The sequence below is a fragment of the Methanofollis sp. UBA420 genome, assembly GCF_002498315.1.
In the GTDB taxonomy this organism is placed as follows: Archaea; Halobacteriota; Methanomicrobia; order Methanomicrobiales; family Methanofollaceae; genus Methanofollis.
In genome coordinates, this window is the sequence record NZ_DAGX01000002.1 from 239982 (window position 1) to 255730 (window position 15749).

General features: G+C 61.2%; 12 protein-coding genes. 7 read left to right on the top strand and 5 right to left on the bottom strand.

All coding sequences use genetic code 11. The annotated features are described in order from the left end of the window. Nucleotides 1-19: 19 nt before the first annotated feature. Nucleotides 20-907, bottom strand: coding sequence for a flavodoxin family protein (locus BP869_RS01220; RefSeq protein ID WP_342676145.1), 888 nt, complete (start codon nucleotides 905-907; stop codon nucleotides 20-22). Nucleotides 908-1021: 114 nt separating this feature from the next. Here BP869_RS01220 and carA point away from each other — a divergent pair, with 114 nt between their 5' ends. The 4 genes from carA to BP869_RS01240 all read left to right on the top strand — a co-directional run bounded on the left by carA (nucleotide 1022) and on the right by BP869_RS01240 (nucleotide 9313). Further along, entirely contained in the window at nucleotides 1022-2077 is a 1056-nt protein-coding gene (gene carA, locus BP869_RS01225; protein ID WP_342676147.1) for a glutamine-hydrolyzing carbamoyl-phosphate synthase small subunit, read from the top strand. Further along, nucleotides 2077-5244 carry a carbamoyl-phosphate synthase large subunit gene (gene carB / locus BP869_RS01230; protein ID WP_342676149.1) on the top strand — a complete coding sequence of 1056 codons (3168 nt, stop codon included), beginning with the start codon at nucleotides 2077-2079 and terminating at the stop codon, nucleotides 5242-5244. The genes carA and carB overlap by 1 nt, the downstream gene beginning before the upstream one ends. Before the next feature lie 225 nt (nucleotides 5245-5469). Beyond that, nucleotides 5470-7917 (top strand): PKD domain-containing protein, encoded by a 2448-nt coding sequence (locus BP869_RS01235; protein ID WP_342676151.1) that lies wholly within the window; start codon nucleotides 5470-5472, stop codon nucleotides 7915-7917. A gap of 208 nt (nucleotides 7918-8125) precedes the next feature. After that, nucleotides 8126-9313 (top strand): argininosuccinate synthase, encoded by a 1188-nt coding sequence (locus BP869_RS01240; RefSeq protein ID WP_342676153.1) that lies wholly within the window; start codon nucleotides 8126-8128, stop codon nucleotides 9311-9313. A 265-nt stretch (nucleotides 9314-9578) separates the two neighbouring features. On the opposite strand, the gene BP869_RS01245 is transcribed toward BP869_RS01240, so the two are convergent. Both BP869_RS01245 and BP869_RS01250 read right to left on the bottom strand, forming a co-directional pair. Then, nucleotides 9579-9983: a pyridoxamine 5'-phosphate oxidase family protein gene (locus BP869_RS01245; protein WP_342676155.1), complete on the bottom strand. Its 405-nt coding sequence runs from the start codon at nucleotides 9981-9983 to the stop codon at nucleotides 9579-9581. Between the two features lie 80 nt (nucleotides 9984-10063). After that, nucleotides 10064-10480 (bottom strand): pyridoxamine 5'-phosphate oxidase family protein, encoded by a 417-nt coding sequence (locus BP869_RS01250; RefSeq protein ID WP_342676157.1) that lies wholly within the window; start codon nucleotides 10478-10480, stop codon nucleotides 10064-10066. Nucleotides 10481-10601: 121 nt separating this feature from the next. Between BP869_RS01250 and BP869_RS01255 the strand changes: the two genes are divergently transcribed. Genes BP869_RS01255 through BP869_RS01265 form a run of 3 tightly spaced genes read left to right on the top strand, consistent with a single transcriptional unit; the run spans nucleotide 10602 to nucleotide 13126 of the window. Next, complete coding sequence (locus tag BP869_RS01255) at nucleotides 10602-11351, top strand: winged helix-turn-helix domain-containing protein (protein WP_342676159.1); 750 nt, start codon at nucleotides 10602-10604, stop codon at nucleotides 11349-11351. Between the two features lie 26 nt (nucleotides 11352-11377). Continuing rightward, entirely contained in the window at nucleotides 11378-12880 is a 1503-nt protein-coding gene (locus tag BP869_RS01260; RefSeq protein ID WP_342676161.1) for a methanogenesis marker 14 protein, read from the top strand. Nucleotides 12881-12889: 9 nt separating this feature from the next. Beyond that, entirely contained in the window at nucleotides 12890-13126 is a 237-nt protein-coding gene (locus BP869_RS01265; RefSeq protein ID WP_342676163.1) for a hypothetical protein, read from the top strand. A gap of 411 nt (nucleotides 13127-13537) precedes the next feature. Here BP869_RS01265 and argF read toward each other — a convergent pair whose 3' ends face one another. Then, nucleotides 13538-14446: an ornithine carbamoyltransferase gene (gene argF, locus BP869_RS01270; protein WP_342676165.1), complete on the bottom strand. Its 909-nt coding sequence runs from the start codon at nucleotides 14444-14446 to the stop codon at nucleotides 13538-13540. Beyond that, the gene (gene purD / locus BP869_RS01275) at nucleotides 14443-15735 is read right to left on the bottom strand and encodes a phosphoribosylamine--glycine ligase (RefSeq protein WP_342677377.1); all 1293 of its coding nucleotides are present in this window, start codon (nucleotides 15733-15735) and stop codon (nucleotides 14443-14445) included. Before purD ends, argF begins: the two co-directional genes overlap by 4 nt. Nucleotides 15736-15749: the final 14 nt, after the last annotated feature.

The following is a 15749-nucleotide window of genomic DNA, read 5'->3' on the forward strand; positions in this document are numbered from 1 at the left end:
CCATGGGCAGCGGCCCGGATCATCTCCCCGCTCTGGCGATCAGGGCCCGCAACTCCGCGCGCACGCCCGCCTCTCTCCCGGCCGTCGCTCTGATATCGCTCACCGCGTCGGCCCCGTCGACACGCACCTCCCCGAGCATCTCCGCACCGATGAACCGAAAAAACGACCCGACCACCCGGCTGACGCAGACGAAGTTCTCCGCGCCTTTCCGGCCGGCGACAGCGCAGAGGATGCCTGCCTGCCTGCCGGTTTCCCCGCCGGCCAGCACGCGCCCGGCGCGGTACGCCTGACACCGGTCGATCACCACCTTCAGCGCGGCCGGCACAGTCTCGGTGTACACCGGCGTGCAGACGATGACCAGCCCTGCCTCTGCGAGAGCGCGGTCTATCGCGGGCATGTCGTCCGGGATCACACACCTGCCGGCATTATAACACCGGAAACATCCCGTGCACGGTTCGATGCGCATCTCAGCCGGATAGAGGGTCTCGCACCGCATTCCCGCGTCCCGGCAGGCATCGGCCGCCCACCCGGCCAGGATGGCCGAGTTCCCGTACAGCCGTGGACTCCCCTGGATGATCACCGCCGCCTCAGGTCTATGGGGCGGCAGAGGCCGAACCACAGGTTCGGGTGGATGGAGGACGAAGGTGTCAGGACGCCCGGGCAGTTCCTGCCTGAGGCGGTGGAAGGCCGTGAGCGCCACACTCTCCGCGGTCTGTGGGTTGGCCGGCGGGTACTCGTAGGTATTTGTCAGGTAGGTATAGAGGACAGTGTCCCCTCTCCTGAACTCGAGGGTGTACCTGACCATGCCGGGGTATGCCGCCGAGAGATCCTCTCCTTTCAGGACAAGCACGCCAGGCGTCCCATCCACGACGATCTCAGCCGAACGGAGAACCCATGCGCCGTGCATCTGCTACTCCCGGTGGAGAAAAGGACATGACCATATATATGCCTTCCCGGAAGGGAGATGCCGTCACGGTCACTAGCGTTAATAAGGTACGCGGCGCATTGAATATGGTAATTCATGAAGGCGGTTCTGGGTCTAGAAGACGGCGAATTTGTTGTAGGAGAGGGATTTGGTGCAGAGGGGTCCTGTTCCGGGGAATTGGTCTTTACCACCCAGATGACCGGGTATATGGAGGCACTGACCGACCCGAGCTATCAGGGACAGATCCTCATGTTCACCTTCCCGCTCATCGGGAATTATGGTGTAGATCACCATAATTTCCAGAGTCCGATCGTGCATTCTCTCGGGTGCGTCACCCGGGAAGTCTGCACGCATCCAACAGTAAAACCATCAATCATCGACTTTTTTGAAGAAAACGGCTTGTATGGGATCACCGGCGTCGACACCCGGCGGCTCACCATCAAGACACGGCAGCACGGCACCATGCGGGCGGCCGTCATCGTCGGGAGCGACGACGGAGAGGAAGCGGTGAAGATGGCCCGTTCGGCCCCGGACATCGCGGCGCAGGACCTCTTCCCTCAGGTCTCCTGCAAGGAACCCTTCCACATCCCGGGTCCCGGGAAGCGGATCGCGGTCATCGACCTCGGTATCAAGAAAAACATCGCGGTCAGCCTGCAGAAACGCGGCGCCGACCTCTATGTCTACCCGTACAATGCCACGCCGGCCGAGATCGACAGGTGCGACCCCGAGGCGATCTTCATCACCAACGGCCCCGGCGACCCGAAGCAGGCGAAAGACGCCATCGCCGCGGTGAAACACTACCTCGGCGAACTCCCGGTCTTCGGGATCTGCATGGGCAACCAGGTCACGGCCCTTGCCCTCGGTGCTGAGACCTACAAGATGAAGTTCGGCCACCGCGGTTCCAACCAGCCGGTCAGGCATATGAACGGCTCGATCTACATCACCACGCAGAACCACGGCTTTGCCGTGGACGGCGACACCCTGCCGGAAGGCTGCCGCGTCGCCTACGAGAACGTGAACGACGGCACCCTCGAGGGCTTCTGCAACGACGACCTCGACGTGCTCTGCGTCCAGTTCCACCCCGAGGCCCATGGCGGGCCGCACGATACCGAACGTCCCATCTTTGACCTGATGTACAGGAGGATTGCCTGATGCCGAAGAATCCGAAGATTAAAAAGGCCCTGATCATCGGGTCAGGGCCCATCCAGATCGGACAGGCCGCCGAGTTCGACTTCTCGGGCTCGCAGGCCTGCCGCGCCCTGCGCGAGGAAGGCGTCGAGGTGGTCCTTGTCAACTCCAACCCGGCGACGATCCAGACCGACCCCGAAATGGCGGAGCGGGTCTATATCGAGCCCCTCAAAGCAGAGATCATTGCAAAGATCATCAAGAAAGAGAAGCCCGACGGGATCCTCTCGGGCATGGGCGGCCAGACCGGCCTCAACCTCACCGCCGAACTCGCTGAGATCGGCGCACTCGACGGCGTCGAGATCCTGGGCACCCCCCTCGAAGCGATCTACCAGGGCGAGGACAGGGAGAAGTTCAAGGAACTGATGAACGAGATCGGGGAACCCGTCCCGAAGAGCATGATCCTGGAACATATCGAGGATCTGGACGCGGCTCTGGCCGAGGTCGGCCTCCCCGCGATCATCAGGCCTGCCTACACCCTTGGCGGTGCGGGCGGCGGCATCGCCCACACCCCCGAAGAACTGCGGCGCATCGTGGAAGTCGGCCTCAACCGCTCCCGCATCCACCAGGTGCTCATCGAAGAGTCGGTGATGGGCTGGAAGGAGATCGAATTCGAGGTTATGCGCGACGCCGCCGACACTTGCATCATCATCTGCGGCATGGAAAACGTCGACCCCATGGGCGTCCATACGGGAGAATCCGTTGTCGTGGCCCCGATCCTCACCCTGCGCGATGACGAGTTCCAGATGATGCGTTCCGCGGCGATCAAGATCATCAGGGCCCTCAATGTGCAGGGCGGCTGTAATATCCAGTTCGCCTTCAAGGAGGGGGACTACAGGGTCATCGAGGTCAACCCCCGCGTCTCCCGCTCCTCTGCCCTCGCCTCCAAGGCGACAGGCTACCCGATCGCACGGGTCGCCTCAAAGATCGCCATCGGCCTGCGCCTCGATGAGATCCTGAACTCGGTCACCGGCATGACCCCGGCATCCTTCGAGCCCTCGATCGACTATGTCGTCGTAAAAGTGCCGCGCTGGCCCTTCGACAAGTTCAAGACGGCCGACAGGACGCTCACCACGGCGATGAAGTCCACCGGCGAGGTCATGGCCATCGGCAGGAATCTCGAGGAGGCCTTCAAGAAGGCCCTCCGCTCCCTGGACTCGGACATGCGGGAGCACACCAACCAGAACGAGATCAGGATGATCCTGACCAGCCCGACAGACGAGCGTTTTGGCTGCCTCTTCGATGCCTTCAGGCAGGGCATGACCGTCGACGAGATCGCGGCGATGACAAAGATCACTCCCTTCTTCCTGGAGAAGATCGAGCACCTCGTCAGGACCGAGAAGAAACTGAAGGAGAACTTCGAGGAAGGGGACATCAGAACCGCAAAGAGGCTCGGCTTCTCGAACACAGAGATCGCCGAACTCACCGGCCTCCCCGTGGACGAGGTCGAGAAAGAGGCAGGCAGGCCCACCTACAAGATGGTCGACACCTGCGCCGCCGAGTTCCCGGCAAAGACGCCATACCTCTACTCCACCTGGGAGGACGAGAACGAAAATCTCCACGACACACGCAGGAAGGTGCTCATCCTCGGTTCGGGCCCGATCAGGATCGGACAGGGGATCGAGTTCGACTACTGCACCGTTCACGCGGTCCAGGCCGTCAGGGACGAGGGCGTCGCGGTCCACATCGTCAACAACAACCCTGAAACTGTTTCCACCGACTTTGACACCTCGGACAGGCTCTTCTTCGAGCCGATGCAGCTCGAAGACGTTGTCAATGTCCTGGTCAACGACGACTACGACGGCGTGATGGTCCAGTTCGGCGGCCAGAACTCGGTGAACCTGGCCATCCCCCTTGAGCAGGAGATCGCAAAGCGCGGCCTCAAGACGAAGATCTTCGGCACCTCCCCTGACGCGATGGACATGGCCGAGGACCGCGACCGGTTCAGCGTCCTCCTCGACCGTCTCGGTATCCCCTCGGCTCCGAACGCCTCCGCACATTCGGAGACCGAAGCACGGAAGATCGCACGGGATATCGGCTACCCTGTGCTCGTCCGCCCGAGTTACGTCCTCGGAGGCAGGGCGATGGAGATCGTCCACGACGAGGTCGAACTCGATAGTTACATGAAGGAGGCTGTCAGGGTCTCCAGGCAGCACCCGGTGCTCATCGACCGCTTCCTCCAGGACGCCTACGAACTCGACGTCGACGCGGTCTGTGACGGCGACGAGGTGCTCATCGGCGGGGTGATGGAGCATATCGAGGAGGCCGGCGTCCACTCGGGCGACTCGGCCTGCGTCATCCCAACGCAGTCCCTCTCGCAGTCGGTGATCGACCGCGTGAAAGACTACACCCGGCGGATCGCCCTGGAGATGGGAGTCGTCGGCCTGATCAATATTCAACTTGCGGTGAAGGACGACACCGTCTATGTGCTGGAGGCGAACCCGCGGGCAAGCAGGACTGTGCCCTTCGTCTCGAAGGCGACAGGCCTGCCGATTGCAAAGATCGCCGCAAAGGTGATGATGGGCAGGAAGTTGCACGACCTCGGGTATCAGGAAAAGACCATCTCTCATGTCGCCGTCAAGGAGGTGCTCCTCCCCTTCAACAAACTCCCGGGCGTCGACACCGTCCTCGGCCCTGAGATGAAGAGCACCGGCGAGGTCATGGGCATCGACTACGACTTCGGCCGGGCCTACTACAAGGCCTGCCTGGCCGCGGACAACGACCTGCCCCTCAGGGGCAATGTCTTCATCTCGGTGCCAGACGACCAGAAGGAAGCGATCGTCCCGATCGCAAAGAAACTCTCCGACCTCGGGCTCGTCCTCTACGGCACCGGCGGCACGGCCGAGTATCTCATCCAGTCCGGCATCGACGTGAAGATGGTCAGGAAGGTCCAGGAAGGTTCCCCCAATGTCATCGACATGATGCGCAAAGGTGAGATCAGCCTGATCATCAACACCCCGGCAGACAAGCAGTCCCGGCAGGACCACTACGCGATCATGCGGGTCGCGGTGGACTACTCTGTGCCCTATATCACCACCCTCTCTGCGGCCGAGGCTGCGGCGCGGGCGATCGAGGTGATGAAGCACGAGGAGATCACCATCGAGCCCCTGAACCACTACCTGGGGAAGGCATAAACTCCCCTTTTTTCCCGCGGCCCCAGGCATAATGTTTAAAAATATTTGAATTGCTGATTGTGCAGGTAATCTGCACCCATAATCAGAATGACGGCATAATCTCCACAATTTTGCCTCCGGACACAGCGCAAGATTTATCATTTTTCATCCCCTATGCCCGGCCGTAGGGGCGGCATATTTCACGCTCCATTCGTCATAACCCCCCAGAAAAGAAGGAGGGACAGAATGAAAGATAGATCAAAGGATAAGAGGGCACATCGCCCTCTGGCGATCTGTATCGCCATCCCGCTGCTGCTCATGCTGGCCGGGACGGCCGCGGCAACAGGCATGCCCGACGTCCTCTGGGAGAGGACATTCGACTCAGGGCTGAACGACTTTGGCAACGGCCTCCAGGAAACCGGCGACGGCGGTTTTGTCCTTGCCGGGAAGGAGCAGAACTGCACGACGAGCGACATGCTCCTGCTGCGGACCGACAGAAACGGCACCGTCCTCTGGAACAGGACCTATGACTATGGCATCTATGATACGGCGAACGCCGTGCGGGTGACGCCGGACGGCGGGTACATCCTGGCAGGCTATGGACAGACAGAGATCGGGGGCGTGCAGGCCGACGGCATGATGATGGTCAGGACCAACAGTGCGGGGACGCCACTCTGGACAGGACCGACCGGGAACATCAGCCCCACATGGGAAGAAGCGAAGGACATCCGGGTCTGCGATGACGGCGGTTTCGTCCTGACCGGACGGGACAACCCGGAGAGCGGGCCGGGCGCGGCATACCTTGTCAGGACCAACGAGACCGGGGAGGTGGAGTGGTCGGCACGGTTCCTGAGGATGTATGACGACGCCGGGTACTCGGTCCTCCAGACCGACGACGGAGGTTATCTGGTCGCGGGCACATCTGCCGACCCGGTCAACGGGACCGTGGACGCATTCCTGAGAAAGACGAACGAGACCGGCGCTCTCCTCTGGGAGCAGTATTATGCGGCGCGCGATCTGCAATGGCCCGCACAGGGTGCAAAGGGAGACTTCCAGGCCGTGAAGGTGCTCCAGACCGCCGACGGCGGATACGCCCTCACGGGCAAGACCGTCTTCGAGCGGCCTGAGACGGCGGGCGCAGCACTCATCAAGACCGACGCCGAGGGCGAGGCCGCATGGTCGCGGTTCTACAACACCACCTGCACGCAGGCTTTCTGGGCCGAGGACTTTGTCGAAACCTCCGACCGGGGCTTTGTCCTTGCATGCCACTTCGACCCGGTGGCAAACCCCCAGAACGTCATCTACCTCATAAGGACGAATGAGACGGGAGAGATCACATGGCAGGACTTCTACTCTCTCGGCCTGCTTGAGAACGACCCGCACGCGATCATCCTGACCGAAGACGGGGGATACGCGATCGGCGGGGAGAGCGGGATCTGCAAGGGACCGACCCTCTTCACAGGGTGCTCTCTCGACGCTTTCATCCTCAAGCTTGGAAAGGAACCGCCCGGACCTCCGCCGTCGCAGCCCTTCTATGCAGACTTCGCAGCCTTCCCGCGGAGCGGCACCGCACCCCTGACCGTGCAGTTCATCGACCGCTCTGCCGGCGGGCCGACGACCTGGTCCTGGAACTTCGGGGACGGGGCAAAGTCGAATGAGCGTTACCCCGTCCACACCTTCACCAGGGCCGGGACGTACACCGTATCCCTGACCATCTCCGACGGGAAGAGGAGCGACACCGAGACAAAGACCGGGTATATCACCGTCAGCGAGGAACACCTTCAGGCGAACCTCTCCTTCATTCCCGCGGAGTCCGCATTCCCTGAAGGGGAGAACAGGACCTTCGACGTGGTGATGGACAGGGCGGACAAGGGCGTCGCCTTCTACTCGCTGGCCATCGACCTCACCGACCGCCGCGTGGGCGAGATCGTGAAGGTCGAGATGCCCAAATGGCTGGGTACCAGGTTCATGGTCTCGCCGGTGCCTGCCGATTCGATTGTCGTTTCCGGAATCCGGGGCGGCACCGATCCGGGGACAGAGAGTATCACCCTCTGCAGGATCACGGTGCGCGGGGACGCCGGCGGTCAGAGCGACCTCGTCCTCGGCGGTGCGCAGGTCGTGGGACCCGGACTTGAGGACTATGTCCTTGAGACCGGGAAGGCGCGCCTCACGGTGACGACCACGCCGACACCACCGGCTGCACTCGGCGCGAACTTCACGGCCGAACCCCTGAACGGCACCGCCCCGCTGGAGGTGGCCTTCACCGACACCTCGACGGGCACGCCCATCTCCTGGGCCTGGGCCTTCGGGGACGGGAACATCTCCACAGAGCCCGACCCGACACACACCTACGAGACGCCGGGGCTGTACACGGTGAACCTGACAGTCTCTGACGGAACGGCATTCTCCTCCCTGGAGAGAACCGACTACATCAATGTCTCGGCACCGCTCAGGGCAAACTTCACGGCCGAACCCCTGAACGGCACGGCCCCGCTGGAGGTGAACTTCACCGACACCTCGACAGGCACGCCTCTATCCTGGGCCTGGGTCTTCGGGGACGGGAACGTCTCCACAGAGCCCGACCCGACACACACCTACGAGTCGCCGGGGCTGTACACGGTGAACCTGACGGTCTCCGACATCGACGAGATGGACAACGAGACAAAGGTCAATTTCATTAACGTCACAGCATAGGGTCCGGGAAACCGGCCCCCTCAACGATTTTTTGCTGTCATTCTCCGGAGGAGGGACAGACAGCGCTCTCCCAGCGGGGCGACAGACCATTCCGCGGAGACGCACGGCCGGGAACCACAGGGCATTCCCCTGTCCAGAGATTTAAAAGTCTGGGAAGACCAACGGGTAGTAGGTATCTGCATACCATTTCATCATGGGAGCATCAGCAATGGGAAAGGGAAAAGTTGTACTCGCCTATTCTGGCGGTCTTGACACGTCTATCTGCATCCCGCTCCTCAAGGAGCACTACGGCTACGACGAGGTCGTCACCGTCGTCGTCGATGTCGGCCAGCCTGCACATGAGATCGAGGAGGGGTCGAAGAAGGGTGAGCGGCTCGCCGACCACCACTACACCATCGACGCGAAGGACGCCTTCGTCGCGGAGCACATCTTCCGCGCGATCAAGGCGAACGGGAACTACGAGGGCTATCCGATGGGCACCGCCCTCGCCAGGCCCCTCATCGCCGAGGAGATCGTGAAGATCGCGAAGAAGGAGAATGCCGTCGCCATCGCCCACGGTTGCACGGGCAAGGGCAACGACCAGCTCCGCTTCGACTTCATCTTCCGCGCGAACGGTTTCGAGGTCGTCGCCCCGATCCGCGAGATGAACCTCACCCGTGAGTGGGAGATCGAGTACGCCGAGGAGCACGGCGTCCCGGTGCCGGTGAAGAAGGAGAAGCCCTGGTCCATCGACGAGAACTTCTGGTCCCGGAGCATTGAGGGCGGCAAGCTGGAAGACCCTGCCTTCCACCCGCCTGAAGAGATCTATGCCTGGACCGTCTCCCCGAAGGACGCACCGGACGAGCCCGAGACGATCACGATCGGCTTCGAGCAGGGCGTGCCCGTCTCCCTCAATGGGAAGGCGATGAAGGGCGGCGACCTGATCCGCGAGCTCAACGTCATCGCCGGCCGCCACGGCGTCGGCAGGAACGACATGATGGAGGACCGCATCCTCGGCCTCAAGGCCCGCGAGAACTACGAGCACCCGGCCGCGACCGTCCTCCTCACCGCCCACCACGACCTCGAACGTCTCGTCCTGACCCGGCAGGAACTCTCCTTCAAGCACGGCGTCGACGAGAAGTGGTCTGAAATGGCGTACATGGGCCTGGTCCACGAGCCCCTCTATGCCGCCCTCAACGCCTTCATCGACACGACGCAGGAGCGCGTCACAGGCACGGTGGACTGTGTCCTCTTCAAGGGGAGCGTCCATGTCGCCGGGCGGAGTTCGCCGATGGCCCTCTATTCAAGCGACCTGGTCTCCTTCGACTCCCACACCATCGACCAGTGCGATGCGGTGGGCGTCTCGAAGTACTTCGGCATGCAGGCCCGCCTGCTGAAGCAGATCAGGAAGGAATAAATTTTCTTTTTTTTGAAGGGGGTTCAGGGAGTGGACCCTCAAGAGGATGCACGGATGCACGGATCCACTGCCTTCCCCATACTGCCGCCGGCGGACTACGCCACCGGACCCCCGAATCAGGATAGGATCGGGGAAGAGAGAACAGGAAATTCCCGATGAGGGACAACGAGGTGCGGCCATGTGTGGGCCTGCAATTCGATCCCACAGCGATCCATTGTCGTCGCCGGCCGCACAGAGTCTCACGAAAAAAAGAGAGGCGATCCCCTCACAGCATCTTCTTCCCTGCCCCGTCTCCGGGTGAGCAGGTGAAGACGTCGGTGACCTTGAAGACGATCAGGGACTTGGCCGGGTACTTCTCCGACTTCGCCTTCACCATCGCCCGCATCTTCTCGTAGTCCGGGCCAGAGGTGAGGACCGCGGTGTCCCCCTTGACCTGAAGACACCCCTTCGTCTCCGGGCCCCAGAGGAATATCGCCGCCCTCGCGTTCTCCTGCAGGTTTGCAAGGGTCTTTTCCATGTAGTTGTCGGCGATCCAGACGGTCTCGTCGTCGACAAGCCAGACCGACTTCATCGGAACGACATTCGGCTCGCCGTCCTTCGAAGCGGTCGCAAGCGGATAGACGGGCGCCTTCAAAAAGGCCTCTTTCATCTCAGGTGTCAGTTTCACCATAGGAACCATACCCCTCTCTGGCCCTCATGCAGATGAACCTGACGGGTGGCAGGCAAAAAAGGAAGATCTCGGGCACGAGATCAGGGGTTGTAGAGGTGGATCCGCTCCCCCGCGCCCGGTCCGGGAGCACAGGAGTAGGCCTCCGTGATCTTCATGACGATCAGGCTCTTTGCAGGCGCCTGGGACATCTTGGCCAGGACGATCTCCCGCATCTTCTGGAAGTCGTCGCCCTCGGTGAGGACCGTCACATCGCCCTTCAACTGGAAACAGCCCTTGATCTCAGGCCCCCAGACATAGAGAGCGATATGCGGGTTCTCCTTCAGGTTCGCAAGGGTCTTTTTCATGAAATTGTCCGCGATCCAGATCGTCTCGTCGTCCATGAGCATGCAGAAACCGATCGGGACAACGTTCGGGATGCCGTCTTTCGAGGCGGTCGCCACCGGGAAGACCCTGACCTTCGAAAAAGCCTCTTTCATCTCGTCTACCAGTTTGACCATGATGATCATATCCCTCTCGCACTCAGCAGATATATACCTGCGTGTTACAAAAGTGTACTCTGGAATGCCAGATACAGAATTCTATAGCGGTGAAAGCCCCACAACCGCACCAGACGATCCTGTGCGCGAAATCAGGGACGAAGTAAGGGCGCTCAGGGAAGAGGTGCGTGCCCTCTCTGAAGGGCGCAGTCAGACCGGGGTCACCGGCCTCATCGCCGCCATGCAACGCGAATTCGGAAAGGTCGCCATCGACGCCCACCTGGAGAGCGCACGGGCAGGACTTGAGCATGAACTGGACAGGGCATGCCCGGAGCGTGAGAAGTGCCTTGAAGTCTTTTTCCGCGAGATCATGGAGAGTGCCGGGACGATCACCGACGGACGGGCCACCCGCGAGGCACTGGCCGGTTATCACCGCCGGATCCGGGAACTCAAAAAACAGGCACAACCAACCTGCACCCCCTGCTTCGAGGAGGCGACCAGAATACTCGACAAACAGGAAGAGATTGCCGGGTCTCTCGGGATCCTCAGGGAACGGGAAGACGATCCCTCCATCGGATCGATATCGGTGGAGGAGACGGTAAAGAAGGTGCTCGAACCCACAGCAAGCATCCCGCGCCTCGGCATCCTGATGGAACTCGCCACGGACTCCCGCACCTTCTCGGGCCTCTCCGCGATCACCGGCCTACGGGGAGGAAACCTTCTCTTCCACCTCGAAAAACTGGAAGGCGCAGGCCTGATCTCCCAGAGGTACGAACGGGGCGAGTACGAACTCACCGCTTCAGGATACCGTGTCCTGAGAGGCATCGCCCGGATCTCCGCATCCCTGCCGGGTTGCGGACAGAAGAGTGAACACACGGACAGAAAGATATAAACAATTCAGGAGGAGAGATAAGATCCATGTGCGCCCGTTTTCTGGACCGCTTTTTCAAACCAAAGCCGTATATCGTGGAAAGTATCCCGCCACCCTCGATCTCCCACGGCGCCGGGATGGTGGTCCCTGAATACAAGACCAAACCGTACTTCATCGTCGCATCGGTCGAGATGGGGAACACAACGACGAAATGTATCCTCACCGGCACCGACCTCGACACCGGCATGACCTATGTCATCAACAAGACGGTGAAGATGAGCCGCGACGTCAGGCCGCCAAAAGCCGGGGAAGATGTCTTCGGCGCAACCCTCGACGGCACAGAACTCACTCGCGAGTCTGTCACCGAACTGGTGCGGGACACCCTTATCGAGTGCCACAAGGAGGCCGGTCTCTCGATCAAGGACGACCTCGACTTTGTGGTGCGGAGCACCGGCGTCGTCGCCGCCATGGACTCCCCTGACCAGGTGGGCGATTTCGTGATCGCTCTCGCCAATGGCTGCCTTGCCGCGGGAGTCCCGCCAAAGAAGATGACGCCCCCGATGTCGAAGGAAAACCTCACAAAAAAACTGCAGCACTACAGTTTTGCCGACAAGGTCGTCTTTGTCGGGGCGGTCGCCGGCGTGATCCCCCCGGTCGGGAGTTCGGGGGTCGAGATGGTCGCCAACGAGATGGAGGGCGAACTCGCGATGGCCGGGATCAAGGAAGGCGCAAAGAGCACGTCGGTGGATTTCCGCAACCCCTGTCTCTCGATAGACTTCGGGACGACCCTCGATGGAAGGATCACCTCTGACGTCGACGCCGCGGCCGAGAACCCCTTTGCCCAGACTATCGGAAACTTCTGCGGCCTTGCAGGGGCGATCCCCGACTCCATCGTCAGGGGGACCGGCCAGGTCGAGGGGAGGACAGGCACGGCCCTCGACATGTTTGGCGACAAAAGTGTCATCGAGGGGCTGTCGCGGATCGGGAGGAGTGCGGCAACCGTCGAGGACTATGTGGAACAGGCACACCGTCACATCGACATCAGGATCGTCCCGTCCGACCGCGACCGTTTCGGCCGGGTGCCGGTCAGCGCGAAGGTCGCCCATGACTCGGGAGTCGCCCTGATCGGGTGCGATGTCGGGGTGAACGGGAGCGAAACCGGAGCACTCAATACGATTGGTGCAGAGATCTATGAGAAGTACGGCAAAGGACTGCTCGTCGATGTGATCGACCACGTCTGCGCCAGAATGGCCCTCAGACTCATCGATGTCGCGGTCGAACACACCATGGTCCCGGAAAACGCCTCCATCGGTTTCACCGGACGGGCGGCGATATCAGGGAGAAAACCGCAGTATATCCTTGACGGTATCACCGACCGCGGCCTCTTCAAAGACCCGCAAAATCATGTGGTCTTTGTGGACGACGGGCTTGCACGCGGCGCCGCCCTGATGGGGCGGTGCATGAACTCCCTCGGCAAACCGAAGAACCCCCTGGGCGGCGTGAGAGGCGGACCGTGCATCATGGGCAGGCGTATCAAAATAGGAAAGTGAGGCAATCCAATGGCAGAAGAAGAACTCTATGATCTGGTCATCCCGCCGGGCGTCCCGAGAAGCGTGATCCGGGACATCATCGGCAAGTACGACGTCGAACTGGTCGACAGCCCGCAAAGGCTCTCCTTTGCAAACATGGACGGCGACATGAGAAACCTCCTCGCCTTCCGCGGCAAACTGGACGTCATCCAGAAAGCGGAAAAGGACATGGTCACACAGGTCAAGGATTTCATCGGCTCAGACTAATTCTTTTTTTTTGCAGGTAAGGGGTGCGGGGCTCGAATATCTGCAGCCCACGGTGCATCATAGATCTGCTTTAACGAGAAAATCAGGCTCTGGAGAAACTCTCTGAGTGAACACGGATCCACTGCCTTCCCCCATACCACACCCTCCGGGGGACTCCGCCCCCGGACCTCGAAAATCAAAGATTTTCTCGACTCCCCCCGGTCGTCCCCGCTCAGGATTGGGCTTCGAATGGGTAAACCCTGCATTTTGAAGAGGAGACTACTCTCCACCCCTATCCTAATAGCAGGGGGTCTGGGGGGCGGCAGCCCCCCAGTGGAGGATGCCGCTCAACCGCCTACCCTAAAAACAGTCGAGAAAATCTTTGACTTAAAAAAGATAAAACGCGGTCGCCACCCAGAGGTGCGGCCCCGTTCACCGGATCAGTTTGACGAGAAGCGCCTTCTGGGCGTGGAGACGGTTCTCGGCCTGGTCCCAGACAATGCTCTGCGGCCCTTCCAGCACGTCTTCGGCGATCTCCTCGCCGCGGTGGGCGGGCAGGCAGTGCATCACCACGGCGTCGGGTTCGGCACGCGCCACGACGCCGGAGGTGATCGTATAGCCCTGGAAGGCCCTGAGGCGCTCTTCCCGCTCGGGCTCGTTGCCCATCGAGACCCATACGTCGGTGTAGAGGGCATGGGCGTCCTCTGCCGCCTCTTCAGGCGTGGAGAAGAATGCAACCTTCGCGCCCCGCGCCCTGGCCTCCTCCAGGATCCCGGCGTCGGGGTTATATCCTGAAGGACATGCGATCCTCAGTTCCATGCCCGTGTAGGCCGCGGCAAGGAGCATCGAGTTGCAGACATTGTTCCCGTCCCCGATCCATGCAAGCCTCAGCCCGTCCAGGGAGGAGAAGCGTTCGCGCAGAGTCAGGAGGTCGGCAAGCACCTGGCAGGGATGGGCGATGTCGGAGAGACCGTTGATGACCGGCACCGACGAATACTTCGCGAACTCTTCAAGGGTGCTGTGCTTGTAGGCCCGGATCATGATGGCCGAGACATACCTGGAGAGCACACGCGCCGTGTCCCTGAGCATTTCGCCCCGGCCGAGCTGGAGGTCGTGGGGGTTGAGAAAGAGGGCATGGCCCCCGAGGTCGTGCATCCCGGCCTCGAAAGAGACACGCGTCCGTGTCGAGGCCTTCTCGAAGATCATGGCAAGGCTCTTCCCGGCCAGAAGGGGGTGGGGGGTACCCTCTGCCCTGAGCGCTTTGAGCCTCTCTGCCTCGTCGAGGATCTCCTCTATCTCGGTGGCGTCCGCGTCAAGAAGTGTCAGAAAATCCTTCTTCATCGTATCCCCTTCATGTGTGCAATCCTCTTGTCGAGGAGGGAGGTCTTGCCGATATCGTGACGATACCACACACCGCCCTTCACCGACGCCGCCGCCTTTTCGGCCTTTGCCTCGGCCTCTTCAAGACTGTCGCCGACCCCGACGAAGGCCATCGTCCGTGAGGTGAGGGTCATCAGCTTCCCGTCCTTTTCGCCGACATTCGCATAATACAGCAGGGCATCGCCATAGTCACCGACCTCGATCGGCGCTCCGGCGACCGGTGTGTCAGGATAACCCTGAGGCACGAGGTACTTGCAGACCGTCGCCTGCTTTGCGAAGTCTACATGCGCGGGCGAGAGCGTCCCGTCGATGATCCGGCAGAGAACTTCGGCAAAATCGCTCGTAATGAGGGAGAGGACATTCATCGCCTCGGGGTCGCCGAAGCGCGAGTTGAACTCCACGACCTTCGGGCCGTCCCGCGTGTTCATGAACTGACCGTACAGGATGCCGCGGTACGGCTGCCCCTCAGCGATCATCGCCGCAACGGCGTTCCGCATGATCTCAAGGGCATCGCGGTAGTCTGACGGCGTCACAAAGGGCAGGAGATGGTCTTCAAGGGAGTAGGTTCCCATTCCCCCGGTATTCGGGCCGGTATCCCCTTCGTACGCCCTCTTGTGGTCCTGCACAAGGGGCATCGGCACCAGGTGGTTCCCGTCGACAAAAGCCTGGAGGGTGAACTCCTCGCCGATAAGCCGTTCCTCAAGGACGACGCCGCCGTGGAGAGTGCGGGCATATTTCTTCGCACCCTCGCGGTCCACCTGCTCGCCCATGACCTTGACTCCCTTTCCACCGGTCAGACCGATCGGTTTGACCACAAGGTCGCCGTCATAGGCGTCGATGTACTCGCAGGCCTCCCCGGGATCCTGGAAGACGCGGTAGTGCGGACACCCGGCGATGCCGTGCTTCTCCATCATGGTGCGGCAGAACGCCTTGTCCGTCTCAAGCCGTGCCGCCATCCGCGTCGGTCCGACACAGGGGACACCCTGTTCCTGGAGAGTGTCGGCAATGCCGGCCTCGAGTGGTGCCTCGGGCCCGATGATGGCAAAGTCGACACCACTCTTCTTTGCAAAATCCGCGACAGCCCCCACATTGGTCTCTTTTTCAAGGAGAACGCCCTCAGAGAGAGACGCAATGCCGGGGTTATGCCGGGCCATTGCCGTATAGAGTTTTACACCACTGTTGCAGGATAGGGCCCGTGCAATCGCGTGCTCCCGGCCGCCACCGCCCACAACAAGAATCTTCATGTCCATCATTATATGCCTCT